Raw genomic sequence first — 18,681 nt, 5'->3', positions numbered from 1 at the left:
ATCAGCTTCATGTCCGACGACAACCTGGCCGACACCTGGCGTCGCATCATCCTGGGAGACGGCAAGTCCTGGGTCGTGTTCGCGCACGGCACGTGCGTCGTCCTGCCGGACCCCGCGCCGGGCGTCGACCTCGCCGCACAGGCCGTCGAGATCCTGCGCGAGTACGGCCCCGTCCACGTCGGCTCGCCGTCTGCGGACTTCGGTACCGTCACGCTCGATCCCGGCCCCGGCTGGGCGGTCTACGGCCATCACAACGACGTGTTGACCTACGTCGGCCCGGACGAGGTCTCGGACGACAGCGACCTTGCTGTCGGTCTGTACGGGCGCCACAAGCGAGATCGAGACGGCCATGAGCTGACCGTCGTCCACGTCGAGGACAAGCGGCCCCGCTGACGCGCGTCGGCGCTGCGGGTTCAACCGACAGCAGCGCAATAGGCTCCAGTCCGTGCACGGATTCACCGATGTCGACCGGCAGCCGGACCCGAAATCGTGGGTGGGCGTGCTCGACCGCCTGAGCGGCGAGCCCTTCTACCAGGCATACCAGCAGCGGGTACGCGACTTGCTCCGCCCGTCGCCCGGCCGGCGCTACCTCGACGTCGGTGCGGGCACCGGGGCGAGCGCGGTCCGCCTGAGGGACGATCACGACGTCACCGTGCTGACGGTGGATCGTTCCCTGACCATGGCCGTCGCCATGCGAGCCCGTGGCCTGACCCGGTGCGCCGTCGCCGACGCCCACCGGCTGCCGTTCCTCGACGACTCGATCGACGGTGCCTGGGCCGACCGCACCGTGCAGCACCTCGCCGATCCCCGCGCCGCGATCAGGGAGCTCGCCAGGGTCGTCCGCCCGGGTGGCCGGATAGTTCTCGCCGACCCCGACTACGACACGCAGGTACTCGACATCGCCGACCAGGATCTGGCCCGGCGCGTGCTGAGATTCCGGGCCGACGTCATGCTCCGCAACGGCACCCTGGCTCACCAGCACGCCGGCATTCTCGCCACGCTCGGCCTGGCCGAGGTCACCGTCGAGCCCCGGACGCTGCTGGTTCGGAACCCGAACGCCGCCGACAACGTTCTCGGCCTGCGCAGTTGGGCCGGTACGGCGGCTCAGCGCGGCGTACTCGACCCCGCCGAAGCTCGCGCGTTCGAGGAGCAGTTCGACGACGCGGTCGAGGCAGGCCGGTTCACGTACGCGGTCACGTTCTTCCTCACCGCGGCCACCGTCTACTTCCACGAGCCGTCGTCGTAGCGCATCACCGTTGACGTCGGTGCTTAGCATCGCGACGTGGACGAAAGTTGGGAACAACTTCACCCGCGACAACGCAAGCTGATTGGCGCGTTGATCATCCTCACCGCTTCTTCCGCCTTCATGTGCTGCGCCGCCTTCTATAACGGCACGACCGCGATTGGCCTCGCGAACCGCGGCCTCACCACAGACGCCACAGTCGTCGACGTCGACCGTCATGGACGCGCCAGCAAGGTCACCGTGGAGTTCACACCTCGTAGCGGCGAACCCCTGAGCGCGGAGTGCACGAGCTGCAGCCCCGAGCTCGACGAGGGCGATCGAGTACGCATCCGCTACAACCCCGACGACCTCGCGCCGGGGGTGGAGGACGCCGAGAACCACGGCGCGCAGCGCGTCGCGGTATTCAACCTCGTAGCCGCCACCGCCCTGCTGTCGGGCGCTGGGTTTGCCGGTTGGCGCCTTCACCGGGACCGCCCAGTCTGATTCTGGGCACCGCCGGCTTGTGACCGGTGCCAGCCGCCACACGGACGTCCCTGCCGGGTGTAGGCAGGCGGGATGCCGGGTACCTCGCGCCCCAACCCCGCACCCCTGCACAGGAGGACCCCATGACCGTCGTACTCGCCGTTGTCTGCAGCGACGGGGTGGTGATCGGCGCGGACTCCCAGATCACCGAGAGCGACCGCGGTCTGAGCTTCCCCGCGCAGAAGCTGCACCCGCTCGGCGACTGCGCCGCCTGGGGCGGCAGCGGCGCGCGAGGAGTGCTGAACGACCTGCGCCCCCTCCTCCAGGACTCGGCCACCGCCATCCTCGAAGCGCCGGACATCGGCGGCGAGCTGCAGGAGCGCGTCCTGCCCGTCTTCAAGAAGCACTACGAGAACTACATCCCGGACGTGCCCGGCGAGGGCTCCGGCGGCGGGGTGTCGGCCTACCTGCTCGCGGCCGGCTTCAGCCAGGGCGGGCCGTGGATCGTGGAGATCAACCCGAACGGGCTCATCGGCCGCTACGAGGACGTTGGCTTCCACGCCATCGGCTCCGGCGCGCCGATGGCTCAGCAGGCCGGCGCGCTGCTGTCCCACTTCCGGATGACGACGCGCACCGTCGAGTACGGCGTGGTGGGCGTGGTACGGGTGCTGGAGGCGCTGGAGCAGACCTCGCCGTCGGTCGGCAGGCCGTTCAGCGTCGCGTGCATCCGGGAGGAAGGCGCCCACCATCTCGACGAGAAGGAGATCGCCAAGGCGCTGAAGGACGTCCAGCGCTGGCGTGACCTCGAACAGAAAGCGCTCGACCAGCTGTTCGACTGACGCGAGCGGGTTCGAAAAAGGCCGTCTCCCATCACGGGAAACGGCCTTTGAACTGGGTGGAGCTGAGGGGATTTGAACCCCTGACCCCCTCGATGCGAACGAGGTGCGCTACCGGTCTGCGCCACAGCCCCTCCGCCGGCGAACCGGCGTCGGTCCCACCCAGCTTTCACCGGGTGGGCCGGCGACAAGGCTAACAGGTAGCGCCCCCACGACGCGAACCGCCCCACCGCCCACGTAGATCTTGGAAGAAAGCGGCCCCCAGAGCGACCCATTTCTTCCAAGATTGCCCGCCGCGGGCGACGAGGGCCGCGCCAGGCGAGGGCGTCAGGCGCCTCGGCCGGACTGGTAGGGGCGTCCGCGCAGGCCACCCGCCCGCCGGTAGGACACCGAGCCGCCGCTCGCCGCGGGCGGCAGGTCCGCGGGACGGTCCAGCCCCATCGCCGTACGCCGGACCGCCTCGCGCTGGGCGGCCAGCCGGCGCTGCGCCTCCCGCCGGGCCGCCGCGCGCCGGGCCTGCTCGCGGCGCACCTCGGCCTGGCGGGCGGCCAGCCAGGCCGCCTCCCGGGCGTCCGCGCGCCGCCGCCGACGTTCGGCGAGGGCACGCTGCCGCAGGTGTACGACGTACGCCACGAGCAGCGTGCCGGTGACCGAGACGCTGATCCAGAACCCGGGTCCGACAAGTACCACGCCGCCCAGTTCCACCAGGTTGAGCAGCAGCAGCGCGGCGAGCACCCGGCGCCGGCGGTAGATCGCCGGGGTGTGCCGCCGCCGGGGCGAGTTCCGTCGGCGGGACTGGGCCGGGACGGCGGAGACGGGCCGGAGCCGGCCGGAACGGCGGCGCAGCGGTGGCGCGGAGACCGGGCGGGCGAGACTACCCGTGTCGGAGTCTTCACTGAGGGTCACCACGAGGGAGCGGGGCGGGTGCAGCGGCCGTCGCCCGGGCACGGTGCGCCGTCGACGCTGGCGCTGGAGCACCCGCGCCGTCGACTGCGCCCGCTCCGCCACCAGCCGCTCGGTGGCGTCGTACCGGCGGACCAGCGCCGGAGCGAGGGCGAGCAGACCGGCGGCGGCGAGGACGGCGAGGAGCACCGACGTGGGCACCCTCACCCCTCCCGTCACCAAAGTTCTCCGGCGAGCGCCGCCCGCCGCAACTTGTTCCGTCGACCGTCGTTTACGGCGCACTTCATGCGGGCGGGCAGCGCTTGCCGCAGCTTGCAGTTACTTGAGGTTACGGGCCGTCGACCCAGTTCACAGTGCGCCGCGCCGTGCGGGCGCGTCAGCGGCGGTTGTCACGTACGCGGTGCCACCGCGCCAGCAAGCCGCCCTCGGCGACTACTTCCTCGCCGGTCATCGCGTATCCGATGTGGTCGCGCCACGCGCCGTCGATGTGCATGTAGCGCACGTGATAGGCCTCCTCGCGGAAGCCGAGCTTCTCCACGACCCGGCGGGACGGCATGTTCTCCGGCCGGATGTTCACCTCGATCCGGTGCAGGCCACCGGGTCCGAAGGCGTGGTCCACGGCGAGCGCGACAGCGGTCGGGATCACGCCCCGGCCGGCCACCCGGAAGTCCACCCAGTACCCCACGTACCCGGAACAGAACGCCCGCCGCACGATGCTGCCGATGTTGACGTGACCGACCAGGCGCTCCCGGCCGTCCTCACGCAGGCACACCGCGAACGGCATGCCCTCGCCGCTGCGCGCGGACTTGCGCTGGTCCGCGTGGACCAGCCGGAACGCCGCCGGCGAGTTGGTCTCGTACCAGCCGCCGGGCACGTGCGACTCCCACGGCGCCAGCCACTCGCGGTTCGCGCGCCGGATCTCCGACCAGGCGCCGGCGTCCGATCGCCGGTACGGCCGCAGCACCACCGGGCCGTCCACGAGCACCGCCGGCCACCCCGGAGCCCGCCAGAACCTCACCGGGCTTGCCTTTCGCTCGCGACTGCGGGGCTCGCAAGCTCACTCCTCGCGCTCACCGGCGCCGGTCCAGCAGGAGCACGTCGACGGTGGACCCCGCGGCGGCGGTGGTGACCCGCTCGCCCAGCACCAGCAGACCGTTCGCGTCGGACAGGCCGGAGAGCGTGTACGGGCCACCGGCGAGCGGCTGCACCGTGTACCCGCCGCCACGCCGCTCGGCCACGTGCGCGGGCCGGAACTCGCGCAGCCCCACCGGGGACGAGACCGTCTCCAGCAGGTGCGCGCGGACGCTCGGCCGGAACACCGGCTCGGCGCCGGCCAGCAGCTGGATCGCCGGGCGGGCCAGCACCTCGAAGCCGATCAGCGCCGCGCCGGGCTCACCGGGAAGACACACCACCGGCACCTCCTCGGCGCCGACCGTACCGAACCCGAGAGCCGTTCCCGGATAGAGGGCCACCTCTGTGAAGGTGACCGGTCCGGCCCGGCCGCCCTCGCGGCGGGACAGGATGCGGCGGACCATGTCGCCCGGGCCGGTACCGGTGCCGCCGGTGGTGATGATCAGGTCGGCCCGCAGCGTCTGGTCGTCCAGCAGGCCGCGCAGCGCCTCCGGGTCGTCGTCGCAGATCCCCACCCGGTACGCGAGCCCGCCCGCCTCGGCCGCCGCAGCGGTGAGCGCGTGCGAGTTGGTGTCGACCACCTGCCCGGGCTGGCTGCCCCGGCCCACGTCGACCAGTTCGTCGCCGGTGGCCACGATGACCACGCGCGGACTGGGCCGCACCACGACGTGCCCGATGCCGGTGGCGGCGAACACCGCCACCAGCGCCGGTGAGACGTACGCGCCGGCGCGGGCGAGCAGTGTGCCGGCGACCAGTTCCTCCCCGGCGCGGCGCAGCCCGTACCCCCGTTTGGGGGCGCGGAAGATCTCGACGGCGGCCATGCCCTGGTCGGTCCACTCCACCGGGACGACCACGTCGGCGCCGATCGGCAGCGGCGCGCCCGCCGCGACCGAGAAGCACGATCCGGGGGTGAGCCGAACCGGCCGCCAGCTCGCCGCGCCCAGGTCACCGACGACGTTGAGCCGGATGCTGCGGCCGCCGGGCATACCGGAGGGGGCCGGGACGTAGCCCGGCCCCCGACTCCCACCGGAGATGTCCTCCCAGCGCGCGGCGTACCCGTCCACCGCCGCCTGGTCGAAGGCGGGGTACGAGTGCGGGGCGACCACGTCCTCGGCGAGCACGTTGCCGTACGCCTGGGTCAGGTCGAGGTCGAGTGGAGGCAGCGCGCGTAACCTGCGCAGCACACTGCCCAGGTAGTCGGCGAGCGGCGTCAACTCGTTCGCGGCCGCCTCGGCGTCGGCCGTCGCGGTCATGTATCGGCACCGCCGGACACGTCACGCATGCCGTTGAGGATCGCCGCGGTGACCGTCTCGTCGCCGTTGTTGACGAACTCGGCCAGCCACTTGCGGAACTCGGCGCCCAGGTCCTCCCGCTCGGCCGCGATCTGCACCACGGTCTGCAGATAGCCCAGCGGCATGCCGGTGTCGTAGCGGGTGCCCCGGTAGACGATGGCGTGCACCGGCACCCCCTCGGTACGCAGCAGCTCCATCGCGTCGGTCAGCTGGATCTCGCCGCCGCTGCCCGGGTCGGTACGCCGGATCGCGTCGAAGATCTTCCCCGGGAGCACGTACCGCCCGAGGACCGCCAGGTTGCTGGGCGCGTCGGACGGACTGGGCTTCTCCACCATGCCGGTGACCTTGACGACCTCGGCGATGTCGCCGTACTCCGACTCGGCGGGCTCGACCGACGCGATGCCGTAACGGCTGGTCTCGGCCGGGTCGACCTCGAAGAAGGCGAGCACCACGCCACCGGTGCGGGCCTGGAGCTCCAGCATGGCCGGCAGCAGCGGCTCGGACGGCTTGACGAACTCGTCGCCGAGCAGCACCGCGAAGGGCGCGTCGCCGACGTGCGACTCGGCGTACCCGACGGCGTGGCCGAGGCCGAGCTGCTCCGGCTGGCGGACCGTGTAGATCGCTGCGAGTTCCTCGGTGCGCTTGACCTCGGCCAGCAGCTCGGGCTTCTTGGCGAGCCGTTCCTCCAGGTCGGGCCGGCGGTCGAAGTGGTCGACCATCGAGGTCTTGCCGCGACCGGTGATCAGCAGGATGTCGTCGATGCCGGCCTGCGCGGCCTCCTCGACGATGTACTGCAGCACCGGCCGGTCGACGACCGGCAGCAGTTCCTTGGGAACCGCCTTGGTGGCCGGCAGGAACCGGGTGGCCAGGCCGGCGGCCGGGATCACGGCCTTGACCGCGCGGGAGCGACCGCGGGTCGCTGAGGGGTTCGCTGAGTGCTCCGACATGTCGCGAGACTATCGGCCACGGCTCTGCCGCGGCGGGTGAGGACCGGAAGACGCGCCGCCCTGGACGGTGCCCGGCGCGTCCGCCGTGCCCGCCCGGGGCAGCCCGTCCGGCGGGCTGACGGTCACGGCCACCACCGGGATCTCCTGGGTGGGAACCGGATCGGGCGCGGGGGCCAGCCGGTAGCCGTCGCGTCCGGCGGCCTTCGCCGCGTACAGCGCGTCGTCGGCGGCGTCGAGCACCTGCTGGCCGTCGGCGGCGTGGTCCGGGTAGACGGCGATGCCGATGGAGACGGTCACCGGCACGTGCACCGGTTCGTCGGTGCTTCCCTCGACAGTCACCGGCTGGTCCCGTACGACCGCGCCGAGCCGCTCGGCGACGATCGTGGCGCCCCGCGCGTCGGTCTCCGGCAGCAGCACCACGAACTCCTCGCCGCCCTGCCGGAACGCGAGGTCCACCTCGCGGATCACGCCGCGTACCCGGCGCGCGAACTCGACCAGCACGGCGTCCCCGGCGGCGTGCCCCCAGGTGTCGTTGACGCGCTTGAACCGGTCGAGGTCGAGCGCGAGCACGCTGAGCATCCGGCCGAACCGGTTCGCCCGCTCCACCTCCCGGCGGATCGACTCGCGCAGGTAGCGGTAGTTCCACAACCCGGTCAGCGGGTCGGTGAGGGAGAGCCGCTGCGCCTCCTCGTGCACCCGGACGTTCTCCACCGCGACCGCCGCGTGCCCGGCGAACGTCCGCAGCGTCACCACGTCGTCGTCGTGGAACTCGGGACCGCCGAGCCGGTCGTAGAGCACGAGCACGCCGAGCGCGGCGCAGGCCGAGCCGGGCGGGTCGCCGTCGGCGGGCGGGTGGCCGGGCCGGTCCGGGCCGCGCGACTCGGCGCCGCCGGGCGTGGCGAACGGCACCGCCACGTACGTCTCGCAGGACGGCTCCCCGGTCGGGGCGTCGGGTGGGGTCCACCGGCCGCGCAGCGGCTCACCGGTGGCGGCGACCGCGCCGAGCACCCCGGCGCCGACCGCGACCCGCAGCGTCGCCGGGTCGGCCGGGTCGCTCGTGGGCCAGCGTCCGGTCAGCCCTTCGACGCACCGGCCGACGAGCACGCCCTCGGCGTCGACGAGCAGCACCGCGCCGGCCCGGGCGCCGGTGGCGGCGATCGCGCTGTCCAGGATCACCCGCAGGATGCGTTGCAGGTCGTGCGTGCTGGCGAGCGTGTCGCCGAGCACGGCGAGGTGGTTGCGCAGCTGGTCCCGGCTGCTGGTCAGCGCCGCCACGTAACTGCCGGTCTCCCGGGCCATCCGGTTGAACGCGCTGGCCAGCCGCCCGATCTCGTCCCGGCTGCGCACCGGGACCCGGGCGCTCAGGTCGCCCTGCGCCACCCGGTCCACCGCCCCGGCCAGCTCGCCCAGCGGCCGGGTGGTCACCCGGGCGAGCCGCCACGCGGTCAGCACGGCCAGCAGGGCGGCCAGCGCCACCGCCGCGATCAGCGCGCCGTACAGGCCGGGTGGGCGCTCGCCGGGAATCGAGAGCACCAGCGGCAGCGGTTGACCGGGCATCGGGCCCACCCGGCGCACGTACCGGCCGTCGCCCGTCCCGGCCACGCCGTTCCCGCGCGCCTTGCCGGCGGCGGCCAGCACCGCTGCGCGTACCCCCTGCTCTTCGGTCGTGTGGGTGATCTGCCCGGGGGCGTCGAGGAGGGTGACCGCGACGCCGGTGACGGCGGCGAGCCGCGCCACGAAGGCCCGGTCGACGGGCTGCGCGGCGGCGACCGCGCCGAGGTCGGCGCCGGCCGGGTCGCGCAGCCGCACCTGGGCGGAGAGCGCGCCGATCGGGGTGGCGGGGGCACCGGCGCAGTCCTGCCAGCGCCCGGGCGGACCGCCCGCCGTGGCGTAGCTGGTGCGGCCGGCGGCGTCGGCGATCAGCACGCCGGCGGCGAGCCCCCGGCCGACCACCTGGTCGGCCGCACGCGGCCGGGCGACCGGGTCGGCCACCAGCGCGACCGCGTCGGCCGCCGCGCGCAGTTGCTGGCAGAGCGCGTCGATCGAGGTACGCACACCGGCCGCGGCCAGACCCAGTCGCTCGGTGGCGCGGCTCCGGTCGACGGCGCTCAACGTCGCCCCGACGAAGAGCGCGCCGAGCAGGACGGGGCCGAGCACCACCGCGAGGAAGGCTGCCGTCAACCGCCCGCGTAGCGTCAAGCTTCCCCCCGGAAGTTCCGCGCCCCTTGGTGCGATGCTGACACAGAGCGACCATTAGGCAAGCGTTGCGTCAGGAGTGTTGCGTGCCGGAATTTTCGGATGAAGCGCACGATGCGAAGCAGAAGATGCGCGTCGCGCTGCTCGCCGCCCGCCGGTCGCTGTCCGCGCCCGAGCGCGCGGTCGCGGCGGCCGCCGTCCAGGCCGAGCTGGTGACCCTGGTACGCCGGCTGCGACCGGCCAGGATGAGCGCGTACGTGCCGGTCGCCTCCGAGCCCGGCGGGGACGACCTGCCCGAGGTGCTGCGGGCCGCGCTGCCGCCCGACGCCGAGCTGCTGCTGCCGGTGCTCTGCGACGACCTGGACCTGGACTGGGCCCCCTACACCGGGCGGGAGTCGCTGCGCGCCGCCGGCCGGGGCATGCGCGAGCCGACCGCGCCGACCCGGGGCCGCGCCGCAGTGGCCGCGGCGGGACTCGTAGTGGTGCCGGCGGTAGCGGTGGACCGCCGGGGCATCCGGCTGGGCCGCGGCGGCGGCTCGTACGACCGGGCGCTCGCCCGGGTGCCCGCCACCGTGCCGACGGTGGCTCTCCTGCACGACGGCGAGCTGGTCGAGGCGGTCCCCGCCCAGCCGCACGACCGCCCGGTGCACTGTGTGATCACTCCGGCGGACGGGTTGGTGGCCGTCCCGGGTGTGGGCCCGGGCGCTTCCGCTGGACGAACCCGGGGGTCATGACGCACCATTGGCACTCGAATACCACGAGTGCCAACAGGCCGTGCCAAGATCCGGAGGAGAACGTGCCCACGTACCAGTACGCCTGCACCGCGTGCGGCCACCAGCTCGAGGCGGTGCAGTCCTTCTCGGACGACCCGCTGACCGAGTGCCCGGCGTGTGAGGGGCGGCTGCGAAAGCTCTTCAACTCGGTGGGCATCGTGTTCAAGGGCTCCGGCTTCTACCGCACGGACTCCCGTACGTCCGGGTCCGACAACGGGAGCAGCGCCGCGAACAAGCCGGCCAAATCCGAGTCGTCCTCGTCGTCCGGTTCGACGTCGTCTGGTTCGACCTCGTCCGGTTCGTCGTCGTCCTCTTCTTCGGGGTCGTCGTCCGGTTCGGGTTCCGGCTCTGGTTCGGGTTCCGGGTCGACGGCGAGCAAGGCGCCGGCGGCGTCCAGTTCCTCCTGACCAACGCTTTCGCGCTCGTGGCCGTCCCGTTTCCGGGGCGGCCACGTTGCGTATGGCCGCCCCGCACGATGGAGCGCCCGCTCCCGACCACTCGCGCGCTGCTCACCACCTCGGCGAGGTTGCTGCATCAGCTCGCCCGGATAGCGCCACTTCCCCGAACTGGCGGCCCCGGCCACTCCGGATGTGACCACCTCCCCGAAGTGGTGGCGCCGAACCCCGCCCGGGCAGCGGTTGTGCACAGGACGGCGGGTTATCCACAGGGGCATGCGGTGGGGCCGCGGGCGACGATGGCTCGGCCCTAGCCTGCGGGTCGGATGGTCGGCTGACAGCGGGAGGCAGCGGTGGCGGGTGGCGAGGCGACGTTGCGTCCGGTCCGCTGGCGCGGATTGCCGCGACGCCGGACGCTACTGCGGGTGGCACTCGTCGCGGTGCTGCTGGGACTGGCCGCGGCGGTGCTCCAGACACCTCCGTCCTGCCAACCCGGGGCTCCCCCGGCCGCCTCGACGACGCCGGCCGGTCCGCCGCCCGACGGGCCACGCGCGTTGCCGGCCGGTGCGGTCGGTGTGCCGATCCGGCTGGCCGAGCCGGCCGCCCTCGCGGTGCTGCGTCCAGGTGCCCGGGTCGATCTGATGGTGGTGCCCGCCGGCGGGTCGGCTGACCCTACGCTGCTGGCGCCGCGTGCGCTGGTGCTCGACGTGGTCGGTGCCGCCGGGGCGGTCGACGGGTCCTCCGCGCTCTACCTGGCGCTGCCGCCCGAGCAGGCGCGCCGGGCGGTCGGGTTGCCGGAGGGCAGCCGCTTCGCCGTGGTCGTACGCGGGTGACGCGGAGCCGCGGTCAGTCCCAGTGCGGCGGGCGCTCGGCGAGCAGCCAGTCGTCGTTGCCGCCGGGGCGCTCGCCCCAGCCGCGGTCGGTGTCGTCGGTGGTCTGTTCGGGCAGCACCACGAAGTCTTCGCTGAGGTCGACCACGCGGTCGTCGTCGCCGCGCGGTGCCCGGATGCCGGGGTCGGTCACGAGCAGCAACGATACCGCCGGAACGGCGGCCACCTCGACCCCGCGACGTCCGGCGCCGCCACGGCTGCGATCGGGAACAGCCCGGCGCGGACTGCACCGTGATCCCGAACAGCCAGACACAGACCGGGCGCGACCCTGAACGGCCACTCGATCTCGTCGGGCCCGGCAGCGGGTCGGAGCCCCGCCGCGCAAGAGGTACGCGCCGAGGTGTCGGTGTCGGGCGGCCGACCGGCCGGGGCGTTGGTAGCGTCGGACGGCGTGACGACGCCGAGCGGTGGCAGCCCCGACGACGAGACCTGGCGACGCCCGGAGCAACAGGCCACGGGCGAGGAGAACGACGCCGGGGCGTCCCGCCCGGGCGGGTCGGGCTCCGGCCAGGCCGACCCAGGGCCTGTGGGCGACCCAGGGCCTGTGGGCGACCCAGGGCCTGTGGGCGACCCCGCCGATTCTGGACCCGTGGGCCGCCCGGCCGACCACGGACCCGTGAGCCACCCCGCCGACCACGCCGGGTGGGACGCGCCCGGACCCGGCGAAGCCGGGAGCCAGCCGACCGGGGCCGGCGCCGCCGGAACGGGAGTCACCGCCGCCGACACCTCCGGGGCGTCCGGGCCGAACAGCCCGTGGTCGCGCGAGGCGGCCACCGAGAGCCCGTGGGCCAAGCCGGAGTCGACCGGCGGCTGGACGGTGGCCGGCGGGCCCTGGCCGGGCCGGTCCGCCGGTGACCCGGCTGCCGGTGGCTACGCCGGACCGCCGCCGAGCACGCCTCCGCCGCCCGGCTGGCGGCCACCGGTGCACGTCCAGCCGGCGCCGCCCCGCCGGCTTCCGCCGCAGGACATGGCCGCGATGGATCAGGCGGAGCAGCGCGCGCAGCGGCTCACCTACGGCGTCGGGGCAGTCGTCGCCGTGGTGCTGGTGCTGCTCACCTGCCTGCTCTGCTCGCGGCTGCTGTTCTGAGCGGCAACGCTCAGACGATGCCGTCCCACACCATCTTGGCGCCGCTGTCACCGGTCAGGTAGACGTACACGAGCGCGAAGCCCGCCAGCACCGCCACCGCGACGGTGAGCACGATCGGCAGCCAGCGGGGCAGGTTCCGGGCGCGGGCGAACCTGCTCGCCGACAGCACCAGCAGCAGCGCCGCGGCGCCGAGACCGAGCGAGAACCAGAACAGGGTGTCGCCGTACTCGGCGTGCTCACTGATCTGCTGGAGCCGGTCCGGCGGGTAGCCCTTCGCGCGCAGGATCCCCTCCAGCTCCTCGCCGGACTCGGTCGCGACCCAGGCGACCGCCGGGGTGATCACGGCCAGCGCGGCGACCGCCCAGTCCAGCCGGTGCCGCCAGCGCGGCAGCAATCCGTACGCGATGGCGAACAGCGCCAGCAGCGGCACGAGCACCACCACCGCGTGAATGACGAGCACGTGCAGCGGCAGACCGTTGAATTCCCTGAACACCGACACCTCCGGCGAGTGGGTGGTTAGGCGCGCACAGCGTACGTCGCGAGGCTGTGTAACCCCACACACGCAGACGCGGCCCCGCCGGTTCACCTGTGGCCCCGGCCACCCGCGAGCACGCTCGCTTGTCGGCCTGTCACCTGCGTGCTGTCATGGATTCATGTCCACGGGTGAGGAACTGCTCCGGTCGAGGGGCCTACGGGTCACGCGACCGCGTCTCGCCGTGCTGGACGTGCTCTCCGCCGGTGGGCACCTGGAGGTCGACGAGATCACCCGCCGGGTCCGTCAGCGGATCGACTCCGTTTCCACCCAGGCCGTCTACGACGTGCTCGGCGCGCTGTCCCGAGCCGGGCTGTCCCGCCGGATCGAGCCGGCCGGCAGCCCCGCGCGGTACGAGGCTCGGGTCGGCGACAACCACCACCACGTGGTGTGCCGGGGCTGCGGCGAGATCGCCGACGTCGACTGCGCGGTGGGCAGCGCGCCGTGCCTCGACCCGAACGTGGCGCACGGCTTCGAGCTGGACGAGGCCGAGGTGACCTTCTGGGGTCTCTGCCCGGCCTGCCAGTCGCGCCGCTCCGCCGACGACTGAGCGAGCATCGAGGGCGCCGCACCGAGGACACCGACCCGGGGGTGACCGGCGAAGACCGTGGCACTCTTGATCGGTGGACACTGACGACCTCGGCCTGTTCGGTCCGGGTTCGGTCACGTGGAAGGTGCACGAGGAACCGATCCTGATCGTCGCCGGCCTGCGCTCGCTCTACCTCCAGGCGCTGCATCCGCGTGCGATGGCGGGCGTCGCGCAGAACAGCAACTACCGTTCGGACGCCTGGGGCCGGCTGGTCCGCACGGCGACGTACGTGGGGACGACGATCTACGGCACCACGGCCGAGGCGCAGGCGGCCGGGCGGCGGGTGCGTGCGCGGCACGCCCGGATGCGCGCCACCGACCCGTTCACCGGCGAGGAGTTCCGCGTCGACGAGCCGGAGCTGCTGCGCTGGGTGCACGTCACCGAGATCGAGTCGTTCGTGAGCACCGCCCGGCGTGCCGGTCTGGCGCTCACCGACGACGAGGTGGACGGCTACTACACCGAGCAGCGCCGGTCGGCGGCCCTGGTGGGGCTGGACCCGGACGACGTGCCGGGCACCGCCGCCGAGGTGGCCGACTACTACCGGGACGTACGCCCGCAGTTGCGGATGACCCGGGAGGCGGCCGAGACGGCGCTGTTCCTGACCGCGCCGCCGATCCCGTGGAAGGTCAGCCTGCCGGCGCGGGTCGGCCTGAACCTGGGGCCGCCGCGCTGGGCGTACCTGGGGATCGCCGCCACCGCGCTGGGGATGCTGCCGCCGTGGGCGTTGCGGCTCTACGGTGGGCTGGGCCTGCCCACCACCGCGCTGTCGGCGGACCTGAGCGCGCGGGCGCTGCGGCTGGCGCTGGCCGCCGTGCCCCGGCGCTACCGGGAGGGCCCGTTGCAGCAGGCCGCCAAGGAACGCGCCGCCCGCCTGACCGCGGCCTGACGGCGACGCGCGCTCAGTCCTGGTCGGCGAATCGCTCGACGGCGGACCAGGGCTCCTTGCCGGGGGTCTGCGCGCCGGTCGGGCAGGTACGCCGGTAGTCGCACCAGCCGCACCGCGGCCCCGGCTCGGTGGGGAACGCCGCGTCGGGGTCGGTGCCGTCGGCCACCGCGCGTTCGGCGGCCATGATGTCGCGGGCGGTGTCCTCGGCGCGGGTGAGCTGCCGGTGCAGGGACTCCGGCGTGTGCTCGTGCGCGGCGACGGTGCCGGTGGGCAGGTGGTGCAGCTCGACCCGGCGGCACGGCTTGCGGAACACCCGCTCGGCCGCGTACGCGTAGAGCGCGAGCGCCTGCGAGCCGCGCGCGTCGTCGGTGTCGAGGCCGGTGCGGCCGGTCTTGTAGTCGACGATGACCAGTTCGGGCCGCCCGTCCGGGCCGGGACGCGAGTCGATCCGGTCGGTGCGGCCGTTGAACGCGAGCACCGCGGTCTTCACCGCGACGACCCGTTCCACGCCGACCGGCTCGTCGGCCGGGTCGAGGCCCGCCACGTAGCTCTCCAGCCAGGTCAGCGCCCGCCGGAAGGCGTCGCGTTCCTGCTCGTCGTCGCGGTAGCCCTCGCGGACCCAGGTGCCCTTGAGCAGCGTGCCGAGCACCTCGGGGCGGCGGCGGTCGGGGGCCAGCGCGTACCAGTTCTTCAGCGCGGTGTGGACGCTCGCGCCGAGCGAGTTGTGCGCCCACGGCGGGCCCTTGGGCGGCGCGGGCCGGTCCACGTAGGCGTAGCGGTAGCGGCGGGGACAGTCCGCGTACGCGCCGAGTTTGCTCGGTGTGCAGACGAACAGGCGCTCCGGCATGCCCTCGAAGCCGAGCTGCTCGGACTGCTCGGCGCGCGGTCGGGGAGCCCGGGAGCCACTGGCTGCTGACTGTCGTCGCACCCCTGAGATCCTGCCACCCCGGTACGACAGCGGACGAAGCGCTCAGGCGTTGTTGAGGTACTGGGTCACGAACGCGGCGATCGCGTCGGCGATGAGCTGCACGGCGATGGCGGCCAGCAGCAGGCCGGCGATGCGGGTCAGCACCTCGATGCCGCCGGGGCGCAGCACCTTGACGATCCCGCCGGAGAAGCGCAGCACCACCCAGACGGTGACCATCACGGCGACGATGGCCAGCCCGATGGCCAGGTAGTCGACGCCGCCGCCGGCCTGCTGGACGAAGAGCATGGTGGCCACGATGGCACCCGGCCCGGCCAGCAGCGGGGTGCCGAGCGGCACCAGCGCGATGTTGGAGGTGACCTGCTGGCTCGGGTCGTCCGACTTGCCGGTCAGCAGTTCCAGCGCGACCAGGATCAGCAGCAGGCCGCCCGCGGCCTGGAGTGCGGGCAGGTCGACGTGCAGGTACGCCAGGATCGTCTGCCCCGCCACCGCGAAGATCACGATGACCCCGAGCGCCAGCGCCACGGCCTGCCAGGCGGCCCGGTTCCGGTCGCGCGCCGTCAACGGCCCGGTGAGCGCGAGGAAGATGGGCATCATTCCGGGCGGGTCGACGATCACCAGCAGGGTCACGAAGACCTCGCCGAAGAGCTTGAGATCCACGCGGACACGGTAGCCGTGCCGCCGGAGCGCTTCAGCTCGAAGCGACAGGGGTCACCCCGCGGGCCAGCGCGACGATCCGCTCGTACGCCTCGGGTCCGGTGGTGTGCGCGCCGAGCCGGACGGTCTTGTGCGTGCCGTGGAAGTCGGACGAGCCGGTGACCAGCAGCCCAAGCTCGGCGGCGAGCCGGCGGACGTGCTCCCGCTCGGCCGCGTCGTGGTCCTCGTGGTCGGCCTCCAGGCCGGCCAGGCCGGCCACGGCCAGGTCCGCGATCAGCTCGTCCGGCACGATCCGGCCGCGCCGGCTGGCTCTCGGGTGGGCGAAGACGGGCACGCCGCCGGCCGCCCGCACCAGCGCCACCGCGCGGAACACCTCGATGTCGTCCTTGGGCAGCCGGTACCGCTCGCCGAGCCAGTCCGGCCCGAACGCCTCGCTCGTGGTGGCGACCAGTCCGGCCCGGATCAGCGCCTGCGCGATGTGCGGGCGGCCCACGGTGCCGCCGTCCGCGCCGGCCAGGATCTCCGTCCAGCTCACCTGGATGCCGTCGGCCTGGAGCAGCCGCACGATCCGCTCGCCGCGTTCCTCGCGGGCCTGCCGGACCCGGGCCAGCTCCGCGGCCAGTTCCGGCTCGGCCGGGTCGAAGAGGTACGCGAGCAGGTGCAGCGGGATCGCCGGCTCGACGCCGAACCAGCGGCAGGAGATCTCCGCGCCGCGGATCAGGGTGAGGCCGGGCGGCAGCGCGGCGACAGCCGGCGCCCAGCCGGCGGTGGTGTCGTGGTCGGTGAGCGCCACCACGTCGAGCCCGGCGTCGGCGGCGGCCCGGACCAGCTCGGGCGGGGTCAGCGTGCCGTCGCTGGCGGTGGAGTGGGTGTGCAGGTCGATGCGGGCCGGATCGCTCACCCGCCCGACGCTACGCGCCTTCCGGAGCGGCGGGGACGTCGGCCACCACCACCGGCCGGTCCCCCGGCGCCAGCCCTTCGACAGGCGACGCCGTGGGCCGGTCCCCGGCCAGCACCCGCTCCGGCTTGACCCGGACCAGCCCTCCGGTCGCGTCCACGTGCAGCGCCACGCCCGCGTGGGTCCAGGCCACGTCGCCGGCCAGCACCGGGCCGGCCGGGTGCGCGGCCGGGGAGGCGCCCGGGTCGGCCAGGTCGACCAGCAGGGCGGAGCGGGCGTTGCCGTTCGCGAGCAGCCACCGGCCGTCGGCGGACACCCCGCCGAGTCCGTCGGCGGCCAGCTTCACCCCGCATCCGGTACGCACCGGCGCGAGGTCGCGGGCCGGGTCGAGCAGGGCCAGGCAGTGCTGCCCGGGCCGGTCGGCGGTGATCAGGCCGACCAGGCGGCCGTCGGGCCGGGTGCCGTAGACGGCGCGCACGTCCGGGTTCGCGGGCGCCGGCTGCCCACCGAGCGCGCGTTCCCAGACGCTCACCCCGCCCTCGCCGGGCTGCTGGATCAGCACGGCGTCGCCGGCGAACCCGACCGGCACGGCGCCGTCGGGCGCGGGGGTCCGGACCGGCGCGATGAGCTGCCCGGCGACCACCCCGGCGGCGATCACCTCGGGGCCGTCCCGCCAGGCGACCTGCCGCCCGTCCGGGGAGATCGCGACCGCCTCCGCGGCGGCGAGCATGACCTGCGGCGCGGTGCCGTTGGCCGGCACCCACCAGAGGGTACGACCGGCGGCGGTGGCGGCCGAGGTCATCAGCCAGCCCTCGCGGTCGTGGACGCGCTGCGCCCGTTCGACGCCGCTGACCCCGGTCAGCTGCCGCCGTTCGCCGCCGCTGGTGTCCAGCCGGTCGCCGACGAGCAGGTCGAGTTCGGCGCGGACCGGCCCGAAGCGGGTGATCGGGGGCCCCGAGGCCAGCGGGGACGGGGTGAGCCCGGGCGGGTCGCCGAGCACGACCGTGGGGGTGCCGCCGTCGCCGCCGGAGGCGCTGAACTGGGCCACGCCGGTGGTGACGAACACGGTGGCGACGCCGGCCAGGGCCAGGCCGGTGAGCGTACGCCGCCGGCCGGTGCGGCGTGCCCGGCGCAGCACCTCTCCGGCCGGGTCGACTGGTAGCGGCCGGGACGTGGCGACGCGGCGGGACAGCGTCTCCCGCAGCGCCCGTTCCAGCTCGTCGTCGCTCACGGCCAATGGACGCTCCGGGCCACCGGTCCGGTTGTCACAGTCGTGCCGGATGCCGGTCATCGGCTCTCCGCCGGGATCGGAACGGCGGGGCGGACCGGGGCCGCCGGTGGCGGTACCGGCTGCGGCACCCGGGCTGCGGGTCGCGGCGCCGGGGTCCGGGGCACGGACTGCTCGTTTCCGCGCGCGGGCGGCCCCGGCCGGCCGGCCGGGGCGGGCGGCGGAGACGCGGGCTCGGGCAGGCTCAGGGCCGCCTCGGAGCCCAGGCGGCGACGCAGCGTGTTGAGCGCCCGGGAGGTCTGGCTCTTGACGGTGCCCGGGGAGATCTCCAGCAGCGCGGCGGTCTGCGCCTCGGACATGTCCTCGTAGAAGCGCAGCACCAGTACGGCCCGCTGCCGGGCGGGCAGCGCCTGCAGGTGCCGCCAGAGCGCGTCCCGGTCGAGTTGCTGCTCGATCTCGTCGACGCCGGCGTGCTCCGGCAGCACCTCGGTGGGGCGCTCGCCGTGCCAGCGGCGCCGCCACCAGCTGGTGGACGTGTTGACCAGGACCCGGCGGGCGTACGGCTCGATGGCCTCGATCCCGCCGAGCCGCTTCCAGGCCAGGTAGGTCTTCGTGAGCGCGGTCTGGAGCAGGTCCTCGGCGGTGGCCCAGTCACCGGCGAGCAGGTAGGCGGTGCGCAGCAGCGCGCCGGACCGGGCCGCGACGAATTCGCGGAACTCCTCCTCCAGCGGATCTCTGCTCACCACGCTCATCTCCCCCCGTCCTGCCTGGCAGGATGCCACGGCCCGGTCGGTCAGGTCGATGGCGGAAG

The 18,681-nt window shown here is 74.1% G+C and carries 22 protein-coding genes, 1 tRNA gene and 1 pseudogene; 10 read left to right on the top strand and 14 right to left on the bottom strand.

All coding sequences use genetic code 11. The annotated features are described in order from the left end of the window. The first annotated feature begins 9 nt into the window (after nucleotides 1-9). The 4 genes from KBX43_RS09760 to KBX43_RS09745 all read left to right on the top strand — a co-directional run bounded on the left by KBX43_RS09760 (nucleotide 10) and on the right by KBX43_RS09745 (nucleotide 2,544). Complete coding sequence (locus tag KBX43_RS09760; RefSeq protein WP_210884121.1) at nucleotides 10-393, top strand: hypothetical protein; 384 nt, start codon at nucleotides 10-12, stop codon at nucleotides 391-393. 52 nt (nucleotides 394-445) lie between these two features. Then, nucleotides 446-1,246, top strand: coding sequence for a methyltransferase domain-containing protein (locus tag KBX43_RS09755; RefSeq protein ID WP_210884119.1), 801 nt, complete (start codon nucleotides 446-448; stop codon nucleotides 1,244-1,246). A 36-nt stretch (nucleotides 1,247-1,282) separates the two neighbouring features. Further along, nucleotides 1,283-1,726 carry a DUF3592 domain-containing protein gene (locus KBX43_RS09750; RefSeq protein WP_140946572.1) on the top strand — a complete coding sequence of 148 codons (444 nt, stop codon included), beginning with the start codon at nucleotides 1,283-1,285 and terminating at the stop codon, nucleotides 1,724-1,726. 122 nt (nucleotides 1,727-1,848) lie between these two features. After that, nucleotides 1,849-2,544 (top strand): proteasome protein, encoded by a 696-nt coding sequence (locus tag KBX43_RS09745; protein WP_069087203.1) that lies wholly within the window; start codon nucleotides 1,849-1,851, stop codon nucleotides 2,542-2,544. A 57-nt stretch (nucleotides 2,545-2,601) separates the two neighbouring features. Here the strand turns inward: KBX43_RS09745 and KBX43_RS09740 are convergent. The 6 genes from KBX43_RS09740 to KBX43_RS09715 form a co-directional block, all read right to left on the bottom strand. Continuing rightward, nucleotides 2,602-2,675, bottom strand: a tRNA-Ala gene (locus KBX43_RS09740). Nucleotides 2,676-2,868: 193 nt separating this feature from the next. Further along, nucleotides 2,869-3,651: a hypothetical protein gene (locus KBX43_RS09735; RefSeq protein WP_176722722.1), complete on the bottom strand. Its 783-nt coding sequence runs from the start codon at nucleotides 3,649-3,651 to the stop codon at nucleotides 2,869-2,871. Nucleotides 3,652-3,820: 169 nt separating this feature from the next. After that, the gene (locus KBX43_RS09730; protein WP_210884118.1) at nucleotides 3,821-4,462 is read right to left on the bottom strand and encodes a GNAT family N-acetyltransferase; all 642 of its coding nucleotides are present in this window, start codon (nucleotides 4,460-4,462) and stop codon (nucleotides 3,821-3,823) included. Nucleotides 4,463-4,514: 52 nt separating this feature from the next. Then, nucleotides 4,515-5,828 carry a gephyrin-like molybdotransferase Glp gene (gene glp / locus KBX43_RS09725; RefSeq protein WP_043326858.1) on the bottom strand — a complete coding sequence of 438 codons (1,314 nt, stop codon included), beginning with the start codon at nucleotides 5,826-5,828 and terminating at the stop codon, nucleotides 4,515-4,517. Next, nucleotides 5,825-6,814, bottom strand: a complete 990-nt coding sequence (locus KBX43_RS09720; protein ID WP_166455808.1) for a UTP--glucose-1-phosphate uridylyltransferase — start codon at nucleotides 6,812-6,814, stop codon at nucleotides 5,825-5,827. The genes glp and KBX43_RS09720 overlap by 4 nt, the downstream gene beginning before the upstream one ends. Before the next feature lie 9 nt (nucleotides 6,815-6,823). Further along, nucleotides 6,824-9,013 carry a diguanylate cyclase gene (locus KBX43_RS09715; protein ID WP_199495934.1) on the bottom strand — a complete coding sequence of 730 codons (2,190 nt, stop codon included), beginning with the start codon at nucleotides 9,011-9,013 and terminating at the stop codon, nucleotides 6,824-6,826. A gap of 83 nt (nucleotides 9,014-9,096) precedes the next feature. Here KBX43_RS09715 and KBX43_RS09710 point away from each other — a divergent pair, with 83 nt between their 5' ends. Both KBX43_RS09710 and KBX43_RS31475 read left to right on the top strand, forming a co-directional pair. Further along, nucleotides 9,097-9,744, top strand: coding sequence for a 5-formyltetrahydrofolate cyclo-ligase (locus KBX43_RS09710; RefSeq protein WP_043326862.1), 648 nt, complete (start codon nucleotides 9,097-9,099; stop codon nucleotides 9,742-9,744). Then, nucleotides 9,741-9,947, top strand: a pseudogene (locus tag KBX43_RS31475) (FmdB family zinc ribbon protein); the annotation flags it as partial. The gene KBX43_RS09710 and the pseudogene KBX43_RS31475, both read left to right, overlap by 4 nt. Before the next feature lie 14 nt (nucleotides 9,948-9,961). On the opposite strand, the gene KBX43_RS31470 reads toward KBX43_RS31475, so the two are convergent. After that, a complete protein-coding gene (locus tag KBX43_RS31470; RefSeq protein ID WP_247677288.1) occupies nucleotides 9,962-10,318 on the bottom strand; it encodes a hypothetical protein in 357 nt (118 codons plus the stop codon). Between the two features lie 285 nt (nucleotides 10,319-10,603). Here KBX43_RS31470 and KBX43_RS09700 point away from each other — a divergent pair, with 285 nt between their 5' ends. Continuing rightward, a complete protein-coding gene (locus KBX43_RS09700) occupies nucleotides 10,604-11,011 on the top strand; it encodes a flagellar biosynthesis protein FlgA (RefSeq protein ID WP_223201247.1) in 408 nt (135 codons plus the stop codon). Between the two features lie 13 nt (nucleotides 11,012-11,024). Here KBX43_RS09700 and KBX43_RS09695 read toward each other — a convergent pair whose 3' ends face one another. Beyond that, nucleotides 11,025-11,201: a hypothetical protein gene (locus tag KBX43_RS09695; protein ID WP_166455806.1), complete on the bottom strand. Its 177-nt coding sequence runs from the start codon at nucleotides 11,199-11,201 to the stop codon at nucleotides 11,025-11,027. Nucleotides 11,202-11,684: 483 nt separating this feature from the next. On the opposite strand from KBX43_RS09695, the gene KBX43_RS32045 reads away from it, so the two are divergent. Further along, complete coding sequence (locus KBX43_RS32045) at nucleotides 11,685-12,155, top strand: hypothetical protein (RefSeq protein WP_187693262.1); 471 nt, start codon at nucleotides 11,685-11,687, stop codon at nucleotides 12,153-12,155. Nucleotides 12,156-12,165: 10 nt separating this feature from the next. Here the strand turns inward: KBX43_RS32045 and KBX43_RS09685 are convergent, their stop codons facing one another. Beyond that, complete coding sequence (locus tag KBX43_RS09685; protein WP_043330667.1) at nucleotides 12,166-12,648, bottom strand: DUF2231 domain-containing protein; 483 nt, start codon at nucleotides 12,646-12,648, stop codon at nucleotides 12,166-12,168. A 160-nt stretch (nucleotides 12,649-12,808) separates the two neighbouring features. Here KBX43_RS09685 and KBX43_RS09680 point away from each other — a divergent pair, with 160 nt between their 5' ends. Both KBX43_RS09680 and KBX43_RS09675 read left to right on the top strand, forming a co-directional pair. Further along, nucleotides 12,809-13,237 (top strand): Fur family transcriptional regulator, encoded by a 429-nt coding sequence (locus KBX43_RS09680; protein ID WP_030501115.1) that lies wholly within the window; start codon nucleotides 12,809-12,811, stop codon nucleotides 13,235-13,237. 73 nt (nucleotides 13,238-13,310) lie between these two features. Then, nucleotides 13,311-14,162 carry an oxygenase MpaB family protein gene (locus tag KBX43_RS09675; protein ID WP_166455805.1) on the top strand — a complete coding sequence of 284 codons (852 nt, stop codon included), beginning with the start codon at nucleotides 13,311-13,313 and terminating at the stop codon, nucleotides 14,160-14,162. 13 nt (nucleotides 14,163-14,175) lie between these two features. On the opposite strand, the gene KBX43_RS09670 is transcribed toward KBX43_RS09675, so the two are convergent. From KBX43_RS09670 to KBX43_RS09650, 5 genes are all read right to left on the bottom strand, one after another. Continuing rightward, entirely contained in the window at nucleotides 14,176-15,009 is an 834-nt protein-coding gene (locus KBX43_RS09670) for a PD-(D/E)XK nuclease family protein (protein WP_223201448.1), read from the bottom strand. A gap of 123 nt (nucleotides 15,010-15,132) precedes the next feature. Then, nucleotides 15,133-15,747: a MarC family protein gene (locus KBX43_RS09665; protein ID WP_064447588.1), complete on the bottom strand. Its 615-nt coding sequence runs from the start codon at nucleotides 15,745-15,747 to the stop codon at nucleotides 15,133-15,135. A gap of 31 nt (nucleotides 15,748-15,778) precedes the next feature. After that, nucleotides 15,779-16,645, bottom strand: coding sequence for a PHP domain-containing protein (locus KBX43_RS09660; RefSeq protein WP_104113810.1), 867 nt, complete (start codon nucleotides 16,643-16,645; stop codon nucleotides 15,779-15,781). A gap of 10 nt (nucleotides 16,646-16,655) precedes the next feature. Then, entirely contained in the window at nucleotides 16,656-17,873 is a 1,218-nt protein-coding gene (locus KBX43_RS09655) for a hypothetical protein (RefSeq protein WP_223201248.1), read from the bottom strand. 56 nt (nucleotides 17,874-17,929) lie between these two features. Continuing rightward, nucleotides 17,930-18,622, bottom strand: coding sequence for a SigE family RNA polymerase sigma factor (locus KBX43_RS09650; protein ID WP_043326878.1), 693 nt, complete (start codon nucleotides 18,620-18,622; stop codon nucleotides 17,930-17,932). Nucleotides 18,623-18,681 lie beyond the last annotated feature (59 nt).

The sequence above is a fragment of the Micromonospora sp. C41 genome (assembly GCF_018070485.1).
Lineage (GTDB): Bacteria > Actinomycetota > Actinomycetes > Mycobacteriales > Micromonosporaceae > Micromonospora > Micromonospora chalcea.
This window is presented reverse-complemented; position numbering and strand designations above follow the sequence as displayed.